The sequence below is a fragment of the Rodentibacter caecimuris genome, from assembly GCF_010587025.1.
In the GTDB taxonomy this organism is placed as follows: domain Bacteria; phylum Pseudomonadota; class Gammaproteobacteria; order Enterobacterales; family Pasteurellaceae; genus Rodentibacter; species Rodentibacter caecimuris.
The window spans coordinates 985724-1004800 of the sequence record NZ_CP040863.1 but is presented as its reverse complement, the minus strand read 5'-3'; the positions used below and the strand labels follow the sequence as shown (position 1 = coordinate 1004800).

Here is a 19077-nt window from a genome sequence, read left to right as displayed (position 1 = left end):
CCTTTTTATAATCCTAAAATGTAGTCGGCTTCTTGATTACGGCGGCGTGCGTTGACACCATTATTGTTCGTTTGACGATTTCTTACTGCATTGGCTAAATCATTCATGTTGCCTGATTGTACCGAACGTCTTGCTGCTTCTGCAACATCTTGTGTAACACGACCATAATTATACGCGTAAGAAGTCAGTGCAGCCTGTGCGTTCGGCGTGAGCTTATTCCATACCTCAGGAGTGACATTGCGTCGTGCTGTATTGGCAAATTCTTGGGTGCGACGTGCCAAATCACGCTCAGCATCAGCACGATCAATTTGCATGTCTTTTGTGACTCGCACGACAGTACCATCTGCTTTGGTAATGGTATCAGAACCATAACCGACTCGATGTGCATTCACATCCCAGTAGGCTTTATCTCGATATCCTTCAAAGTGTTTGAGAAGTCCTGTCGCTTGTTCTAGTGCATTTCCGGTGATGGCCGGAACACGATTATAGCTCCCTGATGAGATATTTCCCGTATTGGTTGATGAGCCGGTTCCGTTATAACGGCCGTTAATGTTGCCTAAACCCCCAGAGGTACGGTCAGGTATAGGGAGAACAATCTCTTTATCTTTGGCATTGAAATTACGGCCATTGCGATTATCGATGTTATTTGCACCGTCTTCTTTAGTCAGATTTCTGAATTTACTATCCGAATCATCCGAACTATTACTTTCAACTGCACCTTGTGTATCATTGATTCGGTTATTTAAGATGGCCATTGCCGTGTTATTAGTGAGAGATTTTTGAATGTCCATTTCCAATTTGACCTGTTCAATCTCACGATCAAGTGCGGTCAAATTTGCCATTAATTCTTCCTGGGCAAGCGTATTTGCACTCACATTTGGCTCTCGCATACCGGCAAGAATCATTCGGCGGGCAACAAGTGCTTTTTCAATAGTTCTTGAAATGGCGACTTCTTGGGATAGGCGGGTCGCAAGTACAACCACATCAGGATCTTCTCGAAGGGATTCAACCAAGCTACGTGTAATTGGCATTGTTGTTGAACTAATATTAGCTAATTGTGCGGCAGTAATATTGTCACTATTTAATACACCTTGGAAATGAGTCATTACATTGACGGTTTCATCTTCAATTTTAGGAGCTAATCCTGTACCGGCTTTTGTCGAGGTAAGTGGGGTACCGCAGCTTTCACAGGTTGAGAGCGATTTATCCCCCAATACATCACGCACCCATTCAGCCGCTTGTTCAGGCGTATTCCATTCAGTGCAGAGCATGCCATCACATTGTGTTTCTGGTACTTTGGTTTTATCTAATACGCCCCGACCTTGCATGATATTAAAACCGGCTTTAACTACATCTTTTAGGACCTCAATACGATCTTGACCTTCTCCTCCTTTCTTTTCTCCGCCAATCCAAGTTTGTCCTTTTTTACCAAGTTCCTGTTCTGATTTTTTCTTCGCTTTTTTGGCATCCGTTTCGGACGATACAATATTTTTGTAGTTCTCAAGTTTTGCGAACTCCAACCATTTATTATCCATGACATGATCGGCAAGCTTACTCGACATTTCTTCGCAGCTCGTTTTTAATGAATCAAAGTCGATTTTTGCTTGATATAACCCATTGGAGAGAATATCGTAAAGTTGAGGGTTAGCACGCTGGATGATCATTGCAGGAAGACTTGCAACAGCGCCGGTAGCCGATTCAATCACATTGCTGTAAAGATCTTTGAAACCTTCTGTAATACCGTTTAATTGGTTTTTTACGGTCGTTTTTATATCAAAATTACCGCACATCAGGTTTGTTTTCCATCCCAGTCCAATAGAATATTCATGCATTCTTTTTTTAGAAGGAGGCGGCATGATGGCTGATCCTCCGCCAATTTGATAGAACACTTTATCGGATAAAACAGAACCCTGAACGTAGCCTGTTGCGTATACTACATTTGAGCTTGAGCTGAGTACACCGAGAAGTAAACTAAAAGCAATGGGGGTTAATTTCATTTTCATAGGTTAGGTTCCTCAATAATTAATAACTCATCCAATCAACACTACCTAAAAAAGTTTGTCCACGGCGTTTACAGCAAGCATAAGGTCGCCATAATGCCCAGCTGTAGCTTTCTTGATTAGATAATTTGTCACCATAAGAATCAGTTGTAAAACCGTCGGGAAATATGGCACAAGTATTTTGTGTTTTAGGGCTTAACATTTGCCATTTATGCGTTTTATTATTTCCCTCTTTCACTTCCTTCGGAGGCCAATAACCATCACGTTGTTTTGCTGTTGCCGGGAGATAAACGTGTAATTGTCCATCACGGCTTACGATATCTGCGATACGCTGTGCAACAACCGCAGAGGCTTTGTAGTCGTGAACTTGTGAAACATAACCGCCACGCGGGAAGATATTCCCCCACATATCCCCATTTTTACTTACTTCTCTCATACCGGGCGTAAGGGCTTCCGGATAAAACATTTCCGGCATGTTATAACGCCAGGCAAAGTAATCGAGAGCACTAAGAAAGTATGGGATATAAGGCGTTGTTTGGCTTTCGCAGGAATATCCCATAGAGCTTATCATGTTTAAAAATAACCCGCCGGGATGCCCGATTGCTTCCGCATTTTTAAAAGTAAGCTGAGTATATTTCTTTTGTGTCAGAGATTGATAACCGCCGCCTTTTGCGCCTTGATTCAGCATTTTCATTTCAGTCCAAGGACTTTGATTATCATGGTTATAGGTTGAAACAACCATTTCAGGGATAAAGTGATGTACTTTTGTTGAAGTGCGCACTTTACAGCCGAACTGAGTACAAAAAAGCCAATAGCACATTCCCACAACCTTGTAGTCTGCACAACTTGGTGAAGCTGAGGATGAGGCAATGGTTGCTGTATTAATTGAGTTGCCTTCTATAGCGTAAGAGATTGTCGGAAGACTTACACCGGCGATAGTAGAGGCTAATCCATATATAACTAATGATGAATATCGTTTTTTCATTGCGCTTATCTATTTTCATGTTGTTGGTAAAATTGAAGTGCTTTGGCGATATCTGTTTCTCCATAAATAACCGCACTTTTCCCGGTTTCAGGATCGGTAAATAAAATGGCAGGGACTTTAGTGATACCGTTTTTCCAACCCTCTGTCACACCGATATAGGCATCAGCCAGAGCTTGTTCTGTTTGTTTCCATGCTGAAGATTGCATTTTTTGCCGAATTTGAGCTTCAGCAATTTGAGGATTTGTACTCAAATGATGACTGAGCTGTTCTTCGAGCAGTTCGACTTGATCGAGATAGTAAACATGTGTGGCTAATTGACGATTCTTGATTGGGTAATAACTTGTGGTATAAGCATTTACCTCAATATGAACAGGTAAAGAAGCCGATGCACTCATCGTAAAAGATAAAGTCAGCAGAAAAAGAATATTTTTTCGCATAGGATTAAGCGATTGAATGTGGTTTTAGGTAGGGTAAAGTTAAGAATTTTAATCAAAAAAAGAAACGGGAAACTCTATTCAAAATAAGGAGAATTAAATTCTCCTTGAGAAAAATTTAATTAAAAATTGAAGCAAAAAATAAAATACTGATAATCAGCATTAACTTTCGCTATCGTTGGTAGCAAAGAAGGCAACCGGAATCTAAAAGGTTGTGTATTCACTGCGGTGAATAGGATTCAAAAATGATCCTCAGCATTCTGAAAAGGACTCTGCCGTTGGCAGGAATGCATTCTATACTCATTTTAACCGTCCATTAGGGAGCGCGATTCCTAATAGGACGCGTCTTCTCTTTGGACTTCTTTGACCAGGAGTTCATTATGAACAATTCACCATCTATTGAAACCTTTAATCCATTTTCCGAACCAAAACCTAAATCAAATTTTTTAGGTCGGTTACTGGGTAAAGTTGTTGTTTCTGCACGTCATAAAATTTCAGGCGTATCTCAAAGTATTCATCAAAGTATCGAGGATGATGTTGAAAGACGTCTTCATGAACAAGGTGAACACTTTGAAGCGATGTATCATTCGCGTGAAATTGAGCATGAGCAGGAATGTTTACGTCTTAAACGGAGCAGAATCAAATTTGCAATCATGATGTTATTGATAGGGGTTGCTATCGGTGCATCAATAGCCGTCTATTGGTTTGTGACCCATTAATTTGTCGATTTTTCCTTAGAGGAGATACGTTTCCTCAAGGAAATGTATTTCCTCATGTTGTTTCGGGGGAATACAACATGAATATTTCACTACATCAATCTTGCCTAGATTTATTTAAAAACGCAAAGTCGCAGCCTCATCGTGATTCGTCATTTATAAACGAATTTTCCGAACAGGCACGCTTTGCTTGGGAATCTCGTGAAGAAGGAAGCAATATTGCACGTTTTATCTTTTCACTCCCAAATGAATATGGGCAACGATTCCACTTTTTTACTGTCTCGCCGTATAGTCAAGGTAGCGACATTTTAAGTGTCAGGGGATAAGTGATGTTTTATCCTTGATTTGTTCCAAATAGGGCAAAAAACATGCTACTTTTGCGGTATTCAGCAGACATTAAATCATCATTGATTTAATTCCGTACTTTTACTAAAGCCTTTGCTCTCTATTTGAGGGGTTAAGGCTTTTTTCATTAACCCTTACGGGAATGCGTTCCCGGAGGGCGTGTTCCCATTTATTAGGAGCACATGATGCACACTGTTAAAATCACATTTGAAAGTGGTAATTATGTTATCACTCGAATAAATAGCACTGAAAACGACATTCGATCCTATTATGCCGTCGGTTCGATAGTCGGTTTCGATAACCAAGACAAGATCGTGCAAATTGAATTTATTCAATAGCCCTCATCATCTACACTATTAACTTTTATTCATAATGGATTTTGACCGCACTTTTTTAAGTTCGGCAAATTTTACCCTGATGGGAACACTTCCCATCGGGAGGCTGTTCCCTTTATTTTGGAGAACAGCCATGAAAAAACAAATTCAACCAAAAGATTTATACCAACAAATCACTGACCAGATTGTGGAAGCCCTAGAACAAGGTATGATGCCTTGGCAAAGACCCTGGGATAACGGTTTTCCATCAATGGTGATTCCATGCAATGGTGAAAGCGGTCGCTTATATTCCGGCATCAACGTGCTTTTACTTTGGATGAGCTCCCTTCAAAAAGGGTTCAAACAACGTAAATGGGTCACATTTCAAGGTGCTAATCACTTAGGCGGACAAGTTCGCGCAGGTGAGAAAAGCACAGTCATCATCTTTTACAAAAAAAAACAGTTTGAAGAGAAAGATAATGATGGAAACATCGTTTTCGACAAAAATGGTGAACCGAAAACGAAATCATTGGTATCTATTCGCGGTCATCATCTTTTCAATATTGAGCAATGTGATGGGTTAGAAAAATACCATGAAGAAATTTCTGAACCGGAAACTTCATCGGAGATGATCTCGCGCCCAGATTTAGATGTGTTACCGGCTAGAATGGGGATGCAGTTATATAACAAAGCGCAAGATCGTGCCTGTTATATTCCTAAGCGTGATTGTATCGTGATGCCGGATTTTGAAAAATTCAATACGGCTGACGACTACTATGCCACACTTTTACACGAATGTGGCCACGCAACCGGGCATAAAGATCGGTTAGATCGTGATGGTGTCGCCAGATTTGATAAATTTGGCTCTGAACGCTATGCATTTGAGGAATTGATTGCCGAACTGACCAGCGCATTTACTTGTGCGCATATGAATGTTTGCAACAATATTTCGCAAAATGCGGCGTATATTGACCATTGGATTCAAGCATTAAAATCCGATAAAAAAGCGATTTTCCGAGCCTCATCACAGGCACGGGAAGCAACGCAATATCTGGTTGATAAATTCAATCAAGAAGAATGTCTTGCTGCTTAATCCTTTTTACTTTCTGAAAGTGCGGTCAAATTTGCCCGCACTTTTTCCATCCCATAGGGAGTAAATGCCCTATGAGGCTTGCTCCCTGCTTATATACAAACAAGGAGTAAATATGCCTGATTGGTGTAAAAATAAATTAACAGTTCGCGGTTCTGAAGCGGAAATTGATGCCATTAAACCTTTTTTATTTGGAAAACATTCCCGCACAGGTGAACTAGAAGTGGATTTTAATGCATTGAATGCATGTCCTGAATCCCTCAGTATACCGTTTACGGATGATGCCACTCGAGCACAAATATTATTGATGTTACCGGAAGATACACCACTCAGAGAGTCATTTATTCAAGCTCACTTTAATGATGAGGATGCAAATGTTGCGCACTTGTTGATGGAGATTAAACATCACAACATCAAAACAATAGGGGAGCTGATTAAATGGTTTATGGAAGATAACGAGAGAGAATTCAAACACTGTTTGGATTTGAAATTAGGTCAGCAATATATTGCTAACCTGATTCAATTCGGTCAAGAGACAGGTCACGATTGGCATGAAAAACATTGGGGAACCAATCTCAATGCTGAGACTCGACTGATTGATGACGAGGGAACGGAAGTGATTTGTTTCTTTGACATGACTTGTTCAGAACCCAAAGTCTGGTTTGAATTACTTTGCCAACGTTTTCCTCATGTAGAGTGGGTGTTTGAGTATTTTTCAATAAATGGATTTTACGCCGGGAAAATACATTTTAAAGACAAGATTTTTTCGTACCAATACTTTAGTGAGTATTCGGAAGTTGGGAATTTCGCTTACGATGTATTTGATTATATCGACGGTGATGAAAAGTAACTTTTAATTATTTTATCCCTTGGGGAGTTATCCTCAAGGATTGCTCCCTGATTTTAAGGAGCAATCTATGGATATGAATTTTGAACAAAAATTTACCGCACTTTTTAAATCAATTGCACCTCATTACCGGCGTTCTGAAGTATTTTACGACTTCATCACCATTTTGGGACTTGAGTTTTATCTGGTTTTGTATGGTGAGTCAGCGGATGAAACGCTGAAACAGCGTTATCAGACGGCTGTAAGCCACTACACAGATGACGAAAAGCAAAAGTTAGTTGAGCTTAGTGTGATTGTTGTAGAAGCGCTTGAAAACAAGACCTATGACTTTTTAGGTTCGGTGTTTATGGGCTTAGAGCTCGGCGATAGATATAAAGCACAGCATTTCACACCGAGTTATGTTGCGCAAGCGATGGCCGCAATGACATTATCCAATTGTCATGAGTTAATTCAACGACGTGGATTTATCCGATTGCAAGAGCCGACCTGCGGCTCCGGTGTGATGATTATTGAAGCATATAATTATTTACGCCAGGAAGCATTTAATCCTCAGCAACAGATGTGGGTACAAGCTCGAGATTTGGATTTTACCGCGGCAATGATGTGTTATATTCAGATGACTCTTCTACATATACCGGGTGAAGTGATAATTGGGGATACCTTAAAAAATGAGGTGCATCACCATTTATATACAACAGCTCATCTCTGGGGGAACTGGGACAGTAAATTAGCATGTGCAGATTTAGAGACTGAACCAGAAATTCAAAAAATTGAATCTGAACCAGTAGAAGAATTGCCATTTGAAATTGATTGGGAAAGTGAACCTGTATTTTACTGATAAATGTGCCTACCTTACGGTAGGTGCATTTACTTACCTTTAGTAGGAATAAAAGTCGCTGCGACTTCAGTATCTCTTTGTTATTCTCCTCTATGAATTCAAGGTCTAACGATTAATATCCTTATTTTCTTAGTACTGTAAATAGATCTAACATATTTATCACTTCAAATGGTTCTCCACAAAATGATTTTCGGAGATAATGTCCCAAAGAATTCCTAAATCCAAATTCACTTTCTTCTATTGGTTGAAAATCAAAATACGATTTGCCATATCGAAGTTTATATAATTTAGAATAGTAGTAGTTCCTACTTTGCATATGAGCTTTTAGATATTCATTTTTTTCAAGGAAATATGAATCAAGATCAGTTAACGATATTATATATTTGTTTATATCTTCTCTATATTCGTCCCATTCTTTACATACACCTCTATCTGTATCTAGTCCCTTATTTAATTCTTCTTTAGTTATCCCACCTAATAAATGTATGAAAAATTCTCTTACGCTCATTCTAAACTCCTAAATATATTAGAGCTAGCAAGACTAATTTCTTAATTTTGCGTAACACTATTAAAACCCAATTCCTTTAATAAGCCTTTACGCTCGTTAGCAAAATCCGCTAAGCAGATAGCGTGTATAATTTCGTAATTGACACTATTTATATCTATATTAAAAATATTTTTGTATTTTTCAAGTATTGATGAATAAAATTTATCAAAATCATCTTTATAATAAAAAGCTCCTCGACCGTATTCATTTAATACTAGATATTCTTTGATTTCATCAATACTTGCAGTTTTAACCCACTTCTGAATAGCATTCTGATAAAAATATGGTATATCACCCAGTAATGGCATTTCATTTTCTGATAAACAATCACATTCTTTTGCAAAGATATTCATACTCTTATCTTTCCACTTTGTTCAAAACTTAAAAGAAATTGCATTTACAATAAATTACCAAATATTAAAAATATGTTCAATATTTAACGATTTCTTTCATTAAAGATGACCATTTTTCTTTCTGGAAAATCTTTAATTTTAAATTTAACATTGTTAAATATAAAAGTAAAAAAAATTATTTTTAAAGTTTGCACTGTGCTTGTCCCAGTAAAAACTTTTTCTTTTGTTATTGTTTCAATTTTAAAATTCTTTATATCATTTTTTGAAAAGCGATATATTTGATTTTTATAATCAAGACAATAAATAGGCCCGCTTGTCTCATCAAATTTATCAAATCTTAATTCAATGATTTCATTGAAATTATTATTTGATGTAAAGCTAAATATTATTGCAGTAATAAGCATTAGAATTATTGATATAGGAATGATAATATTTGTAGTCATAATGCGCTCACTTGTTTTTCTATTTTCAAAACTTAAAATTTATTCAAAAGTTAATCATGTTTCGGTAGACAACTTTCCGCTTTCTAACTCTGCTGAGGATAGATTATTTATTACATCTATAATTTGTTCAAAATTTTCAATGTCTTCACTGGATTGTTCCACTTTTACTTTTACAGCATTGTATTTTCTATCAAGAAAAATTTCATTGCTCATTTATCACTTACTCCATTTGAAAACCTAAAATTTATCGATCTATTCTTTGCTTACAATCTTACAGATTGCGTAAAATTCTTTATTCATAGATATTTTTTCTCCTTTAATGTTTTTATAAAATAATAATGAGCTACTATCATCAACTAAACCTTTTGCTACATCCGAAAACTGAATCATTCCATCTGTTGAATAGCATTGGATAGTTTTTTCTATTTTATACTAGGAACAAGGTCATAAGGAATAGAGTGAGAAATAAAAATGTAAAACCTAGTTTAAATTGTCTATCAGACATTGAACCCAAAAAACTAAACATATCAAAATTCTCTTATTTAACTCTTAATATCATTAGTCTGACGTTTTAAGTCAGCAAACTTGCTAATAATTTCTGATAATAATTCTTCATTGTGCAGCCGTGATTGATTGTTCTCTTAGTTTTTCACCGCCAAATTCATTCAATAAATATTGAGTTAATTTGGAAAGAATTCCTGTCATTAGTACAAAATCTGCATCAAAACGTTGAGCGAAATCCTCTTTCAAAATATCCTCATTTTTTTCTAATACAACATCGGCAAATCTTAAGCGTTTAAGCGTGCAATCTTCATGAATGACAAAATTCAAGTGGTCTTCCCAATCTAAAGAGAGTTTTGTGACGGTTTTTCCTTTCTGGAAATGAGAGAGCATTTCCTCATCTTCAAGCGGTTGCTTTTTACAACGAATGACACTGTCTTCTTGACTACTACGCAATTCTGCTTCATCCAACATAGTCAACCAATCAGGTAAGCTATTTTGTGTAATCCAATTTGTTAAAACAGTGGTTGGTTCATTAGTAAAAGCAAGCGGCACAACAGGTAGTGAACCTAACGATTTACGCAGCAATGCCAAGGAATCTTCCGCACGTTTATTTGATGTGGCATCCACATAAATAAGGTTATTTTCCGTATCAATCCATAATGCAGTATGTTGGTTTCTACTGAATGCACGAGGCAATAAATTCATCACTACATCGTCTTTTAAAGCTTGCTTTTCAGTTTTTTTCAGTTTGCGATTTTCTTTTTGCTCCAGGCTTTTAATACGTTTCTCCAATTCTTGATTCACTACATTTGCCGGTAACATTTTTTCTTCTTTGTTTGCCGTCAATAAAATCTGCTTTCCTACGGAAAAATACAATAAATTTGAATCTCGTAACGGTGAAACCCAACCAAATTTACTCATATCTAGCGTACCACAAGGAACATAAGCACAATCGTTCAGTTGATTTTGTAATTGCGTTAAATCCCAATTAAGAGATTTTGTTAAACGATAAATAATTGCATTTTTAAACCAAAACATAATCAGCCCTCATATTCTGTTTTTACCAGAATCATAGCGGTTTGTATAAAAATAGCAGTGATAAATTATCTCGAAGTTGTAGAGAGTTTTTTATTCAATTGGATGAGCCGATGAGTAACATTAAATTGAAGCAAATTTCTTAAATTGTAGAGATAATGAAATTGCATATATTCTTTTTAAGCATTCTATTGATACCGGTTAGTCTCATTGCAAATATTCGTGATCCGCATGAAGGGGGGATTTGTCATGTTGAGGCAGAATATTTTTACCCTGGTATTTGGGAAAAATATGGGGAAAATGAACTCATTTGTAACTATTGGCAGTTTCTAGGAGACGAAGGCCGGCAAGTACTAGAATCGCAGCTATCAGGAGCCGAATCAGAGGCTGAATATGGTGATTATGATAGTCTTAATGAAATGGATGAAGAGTAAAATAGCGTGATTTCTTTTACAAAGCTATTGTCAAGATACTTGTTCTCTCTGAAAGTTTTTAATTGATTTGTAAAATGACAAAAACCACCAAAATGGTGGTCTTTGTCACTAAATATATAGGATGGGAAAATTAAGACAAGAGCCTAATCTGTGCACCCCACCAGCACCGTTAATAGTATGATAGAATCACGCAGTTGTCAATGACTATCTTAAAAAATTATGGATCTAAGTATTACTCATTTTATCACATCTTTTTCTAGAGAACGGATTTCTGTTTATCAAAATTATATTCGATCTTCTGAACCAAATCTATTGCCAGTAGATATTAGCTTGAAAGCACTAAAATTATATTTGTGGAATATTCAAATTTCGTCAGCACTTTTTGAAGTAATAAACTTGTATGAAGTTACATTAAGAAACAAAATCTTTGCTGTTGTAAATAGTCAGTTTCAAGATTCAATCAATGATAACCACTTTAAGCGACGATTAAGCCCATTCTTTAGAGGTAAATTGAATGAATTAGGTTCTTCTATTACTGCTCCAATGATCGTGTCTAGATTAAACTTTGCTTTTTGGACCGAAGTATTGAATAAACATTTCAATTATTTAGGAAGTGTAGATGCATCAGGGAATCCACTTTACCCTCGTTTATATAATTTTAATAGAGATTTGTTTTCAATAAATAGGACACTAACTAGAGAAGATTATAACAAATTAACACAAAAACTAATTAAAATTAATGATGAGGTGAATGACTTAAGAAATAGAATTTGTCATCATGAACCTATTTTTAAATCTAATCTAAGAGTTATTTATATAAAGATGCTATTTGTTCTCAAGTATTTGGATGCGAATGTCTATAAATTGGCAAAAGAAATAGAACGAGTAAATGCATTACTAAAAAAATTTGAGGATGAGATAGCCTATTAAAAGGAAAAAGCCAAGGGAGGCCCTATCGGGCCAAGGGGAAATTTTCAAGGGTAAATCCGTTTCCAGGGGAAACGGGCTTACCCGAAAAGGCAAAAGGGCTAAAAGGCTAAAGAGCCTTTTTTTCTTCTTCCTTATCAGACATCATCTTGTCATATAGTGACAAAATTCTAGATATATCCCTATCATTTGATGATATATCTAACTTAAAACATTTCGCCGTAGAAACATACATAGTATCAAAATTATATTTATCTAAACGTTTTTCTGTTCCATCAGGTTTTGGTTGATAACGCTCCGGATATTGTGTTTTCTCATATCTAAAAATATCAGTCGCTATATCTGTAATCGCTTTATCAATGTTAATAATTTCTAATCTAGATAAAAAATTTTCTGCTTTTTCATATTCTAACTTATCTGGCTTGGTATAATGTCGCAACACCTCATGTCGAATTAATGGCGTTGTAAAGAAAATAACCTTATCAAGTTCATATTGTTGTTTAAACCATATAATATCTTCATGATTACCTTTTAGAATATTGATGATTTTATTGGTATCTAATAAAATTTTCTTCATATTCCTACCTAATTAGTTATTTCTAGAATATTAAATAAATTATTTTGCTGTTTTTCAGAATGTTCGGATTGAATGTTATCTAGTTTAATTTTATTCAAATTGACGTTAAATGCAGTAGAGAGTAAATCAACAAATGCCTCATTACTTGGGTTGGAAATTTCTTTATTTTTAACAATGCCATTTTCATTAACTAATTGATATGCTTTTCCGTTATATAATTGAGATAGCACTAATGACGAATGCGTAGCAACAATAAAGACGGTATTAGGGAAGATTTTATTAAGTATAGGCAATATCCTTGTTTGCCAACTAATATGTAAATGGCTTTCAATTTCATCAATTAACACAACGCCCATTTCATTTTCAATATCAGTTGAATTTGTGAAAAATGAATAACCTGATACTATGGATTGTACGATTCTAATTAAGGAGGTAAACCCGGTGCTGAGTTCTTTTAAATTTCTTTTTTGACCATCTATCGTAAATTCAACAGAGTTTCCACCCGGTATGGAAAAAGATCTTTTATCGTTACTAATGCGTTCATCAATTTTATTTAAAATATTAAGAACGGATAGTAGCTCAATCTCTCTATTATCAATTCCAGTTTGGTATTCATTAGTAGACATGGCTCGTTGAATAAACCATTCTGTAATAGAAGTATTATTAGGATTATTCATGTTTTTATATATATTTTCAAAATACTCTCTTTTTCTTTCTTGATATTTTCCCAAGGGTTTTATACTTTCAATGTTTTTATCATTAATATATCCTCTTTCTTGTGCTGGAATATAGATAATAGGAAAGGATACAATCTTCTTGATTTGGGAAAATTCATTATAGAAATTTTTTTTATGAGGCTCATCTTTCCAAAAGGAAAGATTATCAATTTTTGCTTTTTCAAATACTAGTTTTGGTTTTATTTCATGAAAAAGAACACTATCTTTAAGAAAGTATTGGTCATTTGAAAATAATAAGGATTGATATAAGCATTCTAATGCTTTTGTTTTACCAACCCCATTATTACCAATAAAAACATTTATTTTACTATTTGGGTCAAGATTAATAGATAATCGTTCAATTCCTTTTACTCCCCAAAACTCATAGGTTGAAGGAATTTTATTTACTTTTAGGTTGCTCATATTAACCTCTGTCTTTATCTATAAGCTAGATTTTGGTTTATTAAAGGTAATTTTCCCAATAGGGATACACTATATTATTGCTTGTAAAGCCTTTAGATTAGTATAAAAAAATCAAAATGAAATTGCATTAACTTTCTGCTTTACCTCATTATTGCGTTCTTGTTGTAATAGGCAAAATATTAACAGGCTATCATCAAAAATGCTCAAAAAGCTCATCACCGCATTGCGTATAACGCCACCTCAAAAAACACAGACTGAGAAAAACACATCTATTTCTAAAGGGTGGAACAAGCCATTATCTGCTTCAGAACTACTTAATACACCTCTAAGAGAACGGTATTTAACTGATATTTGGCAGAATGTATCCATGACTCCCAAAATGTTTGATACGCTTTATCGTAAGCCAATAGAGCGGTATGCCGAAATTGTTCAATTACTTCCTGCGTCAGAAAGTCATCATCATGCCCATAATGGGGGGATGCTTGATCATGGATTGGAGGTATTGTCTATTGCTGCAAAATTAAGACAAAATTATGTTCTACCGCCAAACTCTCCTCCCGAAGAACAAGCTAAACAAAGAGATGTATGGACTGCTGTTGTCATTTATGCAGCATTATTACATGACCTAGGGAAAACAGCGGTCGATGTCGAAGTTATTTTAGAAGATCAAAGACGTTGGTTTCCTTGGCAAGGGAAAATAGATAGCCCATATCGTTTCCGTTATATTAAATCCCGAGATTATACACTTCACCCTGTCATAGGGGGGGTATTTGCACAGCAATTTATTCCGCAAGAAGCATTGAATTGGTTAGCTGAATTTCCGGTAGCTTTTTCCACATTAATGTACTTTATTAGTGGACATTTAGATAAAGCCGGTGTTTTAGCAGATATTATTCAAAAAGCAGATCAAATTAGCGTGACAATGGCACTTGGTGGGGATATTCAAAAAATTGGTGAAAAAGCACCGGTTTCTTTTGCGAAACAGTTGCATATCGCATTGAAAGAAGTTATCAGCAATATGAAACTTAATGCGCCTAAAGGTGGCGGGGAAGGATGGCTAACCAATGAAGGGCTATGGGTGTTAAGCAAAAGTACAACGGATAAAGTCAGAGCTTATTTAATGCAACAAGGTATCTCTGTTCCGGCTCAAAATAGCCGTGTATTTGATGAATTACAGGCACATAAATTAATTGAAGCAACGCCTGAAAATACAGCGATATGGTATGGAAAAATTGCCTCTAACAGTGGATGGCAGCCATCTGCTCCATTTACATTACTCAAGATATCTCCCAATGTTATATGGGAAGGCATTGATAGTCGCCCACCTTTATTTGATGGACTTGTCACAGTAACGGATAAAGAAGGTAACAATAAAATACAAGATGTTTCATTAGGAATTAATGAGACAACTGAAATATTGAGTAAAAATCATGATGAAACCAGTAATGAGTTTTTGTTGAGTGATATTAATATCACACCAGATATTACATTAAATACTGGCACAAATGATAACAATATAAAACCTGAATCAGAATCTGATCCATTTGGCTCTTACTTAGACTTATTTCCCACACTGGGTGAAAATAGTTCATCAGTGACGTTATCTTCCCATGAATCCGATAATATAAGTATTGAAACAGCAGAAGAACAATTATCTGAAACAGAGCAGGGTATAACATTGTTGAAAGAGGAAATAAGTAGCGTAGGGAGTGAGCAAAAGCCAAAAAGTAAAAAAAGTCCTATTTCAGAAGTAAAAATTAAGAACAAGGTAATAGACAGTGGCGACTTATTAACAACTGAAAAATTTATCAAATGGGTAAAAGAGGGTATTATAGCTAAGTCCATTCACATTAATAAACCTGATGCAAAATTGCATTTTGTGGAAAACCACTTGTTTATGGTTACACCGGCTATATTTCAGTTATATACACGAGAGAAGTTGGGGAGTGATAAGCAAGAGGATTGGGAATTCCTACAAAAAGAATTTCAAGATTTAGGTATCCATAAACGCTTCTATGCTGATGGAGACTCTTGGAACATCTGGTCTTGTGATGTAGTTGGGCAGAAAAAAACATCTTTATTGAGTGGATATCTTATTGAAGATGTAAAACTCTTTGTCGGAAATAAACCGGTATTCAATAATCACTGGTTAAAACTAAAAGGAAATATTCAATGACAGTTTCAAATTTTGATGAATTATTAACTCAATTTTTTTATTTCGTGAATTAAGGCCCGATACAGAGAAAGCCTATCAAAAAGTCGTCAATCAGCTATTAAAGTTTTATCCTGATAAATCACCTCAAGCTCTAACAAAAGCAGATATAGTCCATTGGAGAGCTGAGGTTTTGTTTAGAATTAAGCCGGTTACATGGAATAATTATTGTCGACATTTGAAAAGCCTTTATAATTTTGCAATTGAGCAAAATTTTATAAAAAATAAGGATAACCCATTTAAAAAAATGATGGTAAGAGAAGGTAATACTTCTCGAAAAGTCTTGGATGAAACTATCTTTAGGAAAATAGATTTGCTTTTTAAAAGTGAAGAAAATCTACCTTCTCGCTTAAGACCTAAGTGGTTTATTTTATGTTTGATTAATGTATTAAAATACACAGGGATTCGACGTGCTCAGCTTGTAAAGTTGAGAATCAAGGATATCAATTTATCAAGAAAGATGATTTGTATTCCATCACACATAAACAAAAATCACAAATATCACGAAATTCCTATTCCGCAGATACTTTTTAATGACTTTCAGAAGATTGCTGAGGAGTTAAGAAGAATAGGGGATGATGAAGATGCTCAATTTTTTAATGTAAATCGGTTTTCAACGACCAATTATCGCCAAGGTGAAATGATGAGTAATCATCAGCTATCTCATATTTTTTATGTATTATCTAAAGAGATTAGTTGTAAAGTATCCCCTCATCGTTTTAGACATACTTTGGCAACAAAACTGATAAAAAATAAAACGAGTATTTACGATGTAAAACGAATATTAGGGCATTCAGATTTGAAAGTGACGATGAGTTATATTGAAGAAGACCCAGAAGATCTTCGTTCTGCATTAGATTCGGTGTATTAGAATAAAGGCTTTGCAAGCAGTATAAAAAGTGTAGGATTGGATCCGTCAGTAGTGTTTTTTACTTCTGACGGATCTTCTTCATTAATTTGTAGTATCAAACTTCCTAAAACTGCTGACATCATCGTTCAAAAACCATTTTGCAGTAGATACTATGAAAATCCTATCGACTTTAGTTTCATAATTGCTCGATGCTACTATTGTTATAGCTAGACAATGTTTGGCATATAAAACTATGCGCATGTCAGTATTCACATGCCCTTTGAGGGGATGTGAAGTATGAGACATTTCTTATAGGGTAGCCTAAAAATCGCATGTTTCATGTGCGGATTGTTATTTCTGATCGAGGGTGCTATTGCTAAACCTTGTGAGAGTTAATTTTAAACTATAAAAAGATTGTATTCTTATACTAGGAAAGAGAGGTTCAAAAGAGGAAACGATGGTTGGATTGGTATTTTTATCACTGTAATATTTGATTGAAAATTCATTTTTAAAACAATACCGAGTCATTTCGACTCGGTATGATATACGGTTATACTTCACTAGCATTTACCTTTCTATATGGTGAAACTAGGAAGTTATATACAAAAGATCAACAACCTATAATATAAAAACGCTTTATTATGCGTAATAGGCTATATTCGTAACTGGTAAATTTTGTTACTTATTCCAAAATATATTTTTGGTCGTAAAGTAATTTGGGATCAATCACATATTCCGTTGTTACGTGTAAAGCTGATTCATATTCTTTTATATTAATATCACCTTTCTTAAGTAAGAAATCTAGGATATCCTTATTAAAACCTCCAAGTATTCTTATTTTTACATGTTCAAAGTTAAAAAAATTATCCATTATACCTTTATCAATATTTGTAGGTGGTTGTAATAAATATTCTGGCCGCATGACACTTGTTATGATATTCCAATAGGCTTTAAAATCAGTTTTAGGATCTGGAATAACGTTTGATTCTAATCCAATCCTGATGGTTTCAAGCCAGCTATCGTAGAAGCGTTTCACATGGAGTGAGGACATATTTTCTTTACACCATTCATTCATTGTTTCTGATGGCGGTAGTTTTGTTTTTCCAGAAAATACATTAATAATCCACCGACTAATTACATCGAAATATGGGAATGCAGCTCCAAAACCATTTGTATCAACTGGAGGATTTAGTATCGCTAAAGATGGATCCTTAAACCAGAAAAAATGCTCAAATAGTTCATCTCTATTAAATCCTTCAATAAACGAATAATTTGGCATTTCATATCCCATGCAGGATATAATTGTATCATATTTCATATAAGAAAAATCTGAAAATTCTATACTTCCATTTTCTAAAACTTTGTTAATAACAGGTTTAATACCTATATTCTTTGATGCTATATGAGGAATGATTTTTTCGTTAACATGTACTGCATTATTATTAGCATTGATAGGAAGTACTCCTGACTGACGATATATCTGCATATAATCAGGTAATAATTTATCCAAATAATTAAGAAAATCATTAAATGAGAGGTTATTTAATAAATATCGTCCAAGATAAGAATGCATTAAATCATTAGGACCATTAGGATATTCTCTAGGCAAAAATAAACCAAGTTTTTTTATGGATAAAGTTACTGAATTTGCGTAGGGAACTAAATCGGATGCTATATCTGCCCCACTGACACCACCTCCAATAACTAGAACATTTTGATCTTTGAAATCTATTGGAGATTGATAATCAAGGGAAGTAAGTAAATTACCTGAAAAATTTTCTATTCCCGGAACTGAAAACTTTCTTGGATTCCAAAGTTCTCCTATTGTTACTATAACTTTATCAAAAATTTCAGTTGTGATATGTGTTCCACATTGAAGTGTTAATAACCAGCCCTCTGGAGTTTTTTTCAAATTATTTATACTTGTGTTTAACCTAATTGCTATGTTTTTATTTTTACCTAAAGGTATATTTGATAAATAGCTATGAACATCTTTAACACTTAAAAAATTATTTTTACTTTCACTAGGGATCTCAGAAAAGTAAAAAGTATACTTAGAATTTTGCATTTTTGTGTGATAGTAGGCTCCTCCACTATCAGGATTCCATATCCCTCCTACATTTGCTAGTTTCTCAAATAAAACTACCTCAATATTATTTTGTGCAGCATTATAAGCTGAAATTATACCTGCGGGACCAGCACCAATAATAGCCAATTTCATTTTTTACCTCTCTTGTAATTTATCAAAGTAATTAATAACACAGGGGCAGCTAGAAAGAATGTTATGACATTTGCTATAAGTACTGCAATATCTGACCTTAAAAATCCATAAACAACCCAAGATATAACACCAGTTAAGAACATTATATACATAGTTATTGAAATACCCTCGGTATTACGAGTTTTCAAGGTTTTTATACTTTGTGGAGCAAATGCGAATGTTGTAAAAAAAGCAGCAAGTAGCCCAACTAATAGTGTCGTATCCAT

The 19077-nt window shown here is 34.9% G+C and carries 22 protein-coding genes; 10 read left to right on the top strand and 12 right to left on the bottom strand.

Annotation, left to right across the window (positions count from 1 at the left end):
- Nucleotides 1–5: 5 nt before the first annotated feature.
- Genes FEE42_RS05125 through FEE42_RS05115 form a run of 3 tightly spaced genes read right to left on the bottom strand, consistent with a single transcriptional unit; the run spans nt 6 to nt 3422 of the window.
- Nucleotides 6–2003, bottom strand: coding sequence for an integrating conjugative element protein (locus FEE42_RS05125; protein ID WP_237184482.1), 1998 nt, complete (start codon nt 2001–2003; stop codon nt 6–8).
- A 19-nt stretch (nt 2004–2022) separates the two neighbouring features.
- On the bottom strand, nt 2023–2985 hold the full coding sequence (locus FEE42_RS05120) for a TIGR03756 family integrating conjugative element protein (RefSeq protein ID WP_077476048.1): 963 nt from the start codon (nt 2983–2985) through the stop codon (nt 2023–2025).
- 5 nt (nt 2986–2990) lie between these two features.
- A complete protein-coding gene (locus tag FEE42_RS05115) occupies nt 2991–3422 on the bottom strand; it encodes a TIGR03757 family integrating conjugative element protein (RefSeq protein WP_077476046.1) in 432 nt (143 codons plus the stop codon).
- A 377-nt stretch (nt 3423–3799) separates the two neighbouring features.
- Here FEE42_RS05115 and FEE42_RS05110 point away from each other — a divergent pair, with 377 nt between their 5' ends.
- The 6 genes from FEE42_RS05110 to FEE42_RS05085 all read left to right on the top strand — a co-directional run bounded on the left by FEE42_RS05110 (nt 3800) and on the right by FEE42_RS05085 (nt 7569).
- Nucleotides 3800–4138 carry a hypothetical protein gene (locus FEE42_RS05110; protein WP_077476044.1) on the top strand — a complete coding sequence of 113 codons (339 nt, stop codon included), beginning with the start codon at nt 3800–3802 and terminating at the stop codon, nt 4136–4138.
- A gap of 77 nt (nt 4139–4215) precedes the next feature.
- Nucleotides 4216–4461 carry a hypothetical protein gene (locus FEE42_RS05105; RefSeq protein WP_129582322.1) on the top strand — a complete coding sequence of 82 codons (246 nt, stop codon included), beginning with the start codon at nt 4216–4218 and terminating at the stop codon, nt 4459–4461.
- Between the two features lie 204 nt (nt 4462–4665).
- Nucleotides 4666–4818, top strand: a complete 153-nt coding sequence (locus tag FEE42_RS05100) for a hypothetical protein (protein ID WP_164027393.1) — start codon at nt 4666–4668, stop codon at nt 4816–4818.
- A 130-nt stretch (nt 4819–4948) separates the two neighbouring features.
- Complete coding sequence (locus tag FEE42_RS05095; protein WP_077476042.1) at nt 4949–5887, top strand: ArdC family protein; 939 nt, start codon at nt 4949–4951, stop codon at nt 5885–5887.
- 112 nt (nt 5888–5999) lie between these two features.
- Complete coding sequence (locus tag FEE42_RS05090; RefSeq protein WP_077476040.1) at nt 6000–6734, top strand: hypothetical protein; 735 nt, start codon at nt 6000–6002, stop codon at nt 6732–6734.
- A gap of 67 nt (nt 6735–6801) precedes the next feature.
- Entirely contained in the window at nt 6802–7569 is a 768-nt protein-coding gene (locus FEE42_RS05085) for an N-6 DNA methylase (RefSeq protein ID WP_237184481.1), read from the top strand.
- A gap of 121 nt (nt 7570–7690) precedes the next feature.
- On the opposite strand, the gene FEE42_RS05080 is transcribed toward FEE42_RS05085, so the two are convergent.
- The 5 genes from FEE42_RS05080 to rdgC all read right to left on the bottom strand — a co-directional run bounded on the left by FEE42_RS05080 (nt 7691) and on the right by rdgC (nt 10454).
- Nucleotides 7691–8077 (bottom strand): hypothetical protein, encoded by a 387-nt coding sequence (locus tag FEE42_RS05080; protein WP_077476038.1) that lies wholly within the window; start codon nt 8075–8077, stop codon nt 7691–7693.
- A 41-nt stretch (nt 8078–8118) separates the two neighbouring features.
- Nucleotides 8119–8469 (bottom strand): hypothetical protein, encoded by a 351-nt coding sequence (locus FEE42_RS05075; RefSeq protein WP_164027854.1) that lies wholly within the window; start codon nt 8467–8469, stop codon nt 8119–8121.
- A gap of 83 nt (nt 8470–8552) precedes the next feature.
- Complete coding sequence (locus tag FEE42_RS05070; RefSeq protein ID WP_164027853.1) at nt 8553–8912, bottom strand: hypothetical protein; 360 nt, start codon at nt 8910–8912, stop codon at nt 8553–8555.
- Between the two features lie 54 nt (nt 8913–8966).
- Nucleotides 8967–9125, bottom strand: coding sequence for a hypothetical protein (locus tag FEE42_RS05065; protein WP_157888072.1), 159 nt, complete (start codon nt 9123–9125; stop codon nt 8967–8969).
- 399 nt (nt 9126–9524) lie between these two features.
- Nucleotides 9525–10454 (bottom strand): recombination-associated protein RdgC, encoded by a 930-nt coding sequence (gene rdgC, locus FEE42_RS05060; protein WP_077475889.1) that lies wholly within the window; start codon nt 10452–10454, stop codon nt 9525–9527.
- Between the two features lie 155 nt (nt 10455–10609).
- Here rdgC and FEE42_RS05055 point away from each other — a divergent pair, with 155 nt between their 5' ends.
- Nucleotides 10610–10885: a hypothetical protein gene (locus tag FEE42_RS05055; RefSeq protein WP_077475887.1), complete on the top strand. Its 276-nt coding sequence runs from the start codon at nt 10610–10612 to the stop codon at nt 10883–10885.
- Between the two features lie 219 nt (nt 10886–11104).
- Nucleotides 11105–11815: an Abi family protein gene (locus tag FEE42_RS05050; RefSeq protein WP_077587204.1), complete on the top strand. Its 711-nt coding sequence runs from the start codon at nt 11105–11107 to the stop codon at nt 11813–11815.
- Between the two features lie 106 nt (nt 11816–11921).
- Here the strand turns inward: FEE42_RS05050 and FEE42_RS05045 are convergent, their stop codons facing one another.
- Complete coding sequence (locus tag FEE42_RS05045; protein ID WP_164027852.1) at nt 11922–12389, bottom strand: type II toxin-antitoxin system VapC family toxin; 468 nt, start codon at nt 12387–12389, stop codon at nt 11922–11924.
- 8 nt (nt 12390–12397) lie between these two features.
- Nucleotides 12398–13528 carry an AAA family ATPase gene (locus FEE42_RS05040; RefSeq protein ID WP_164027851.1) on the bottom strand — a complete coding sequence of 377 codons (1131 nt, stop codon included), beginning with the start codon at nt 13526–13528 and terminating at the stop codon, nt 12398–12400.
- A gap of 199 nt (nt 13529–13727) precedes the next feature.
- On the opposite strand from FEE42_RS05040, the gene mobH reads away from it, so the two are divergent.
- Together mobH and FEE42_RS05030 are read left to right on the top strand one after the other, a co-directional pair.
- Complete coding sequence (mobH, locus tag FEE42_RS05035) at nt 13728–15704, top strand: MobH family relaxase (RefSeq protein WP_077477073.1); 1977 nt, start codon at nt 13728–13730, stop codon at nt 15702–15704.
- A gap of 19 nt (nt 15705–15723) precedes the next feature.
- A complete protein-coding gene (locus tag FEE42_RS05030) occupies nt 15724–16611 on the top strand; it encodes a tyrosine-type recombinase/integrase (protein WP_335341510.1) in 888 nt (295 codons plus the stop codon).
- Between the two features lie 661 nt (nt 16612–17272).
- Here FEE42_RS05030 and FEE42_RS05025 read toward each other — a convergent pair.
- Both FEE42_RS05025 and FEE42_RS05020 read right to left on the bottom strand, forming a co-directional pair.
- A complete protein-coding gene (locus FEE42_RS05025) occupies nt 17273–18811 on the bottom strand; it encodes an NAD(P)-binding domain-containing protein (protein WP_077474812.1) in 1539 nt (512 codons plus the stop codon).
- Nucleotides 18808–19077 carry a SemiSWEET family sugar transporter gene (locus tag FEE42_RS05020; protein WP_077474811.1) on the bottom strand — a complete coding sequence of 90 codons (270 nt, stop codon included), beginning with the start codon at nt 19075–19077 and terminating at the stop codon, nt 18808–18810. The genes FEE42_RS05025 and FEE42_RS05020 overlap by 4 nt, the downstream gene beginning before the upstream one ends.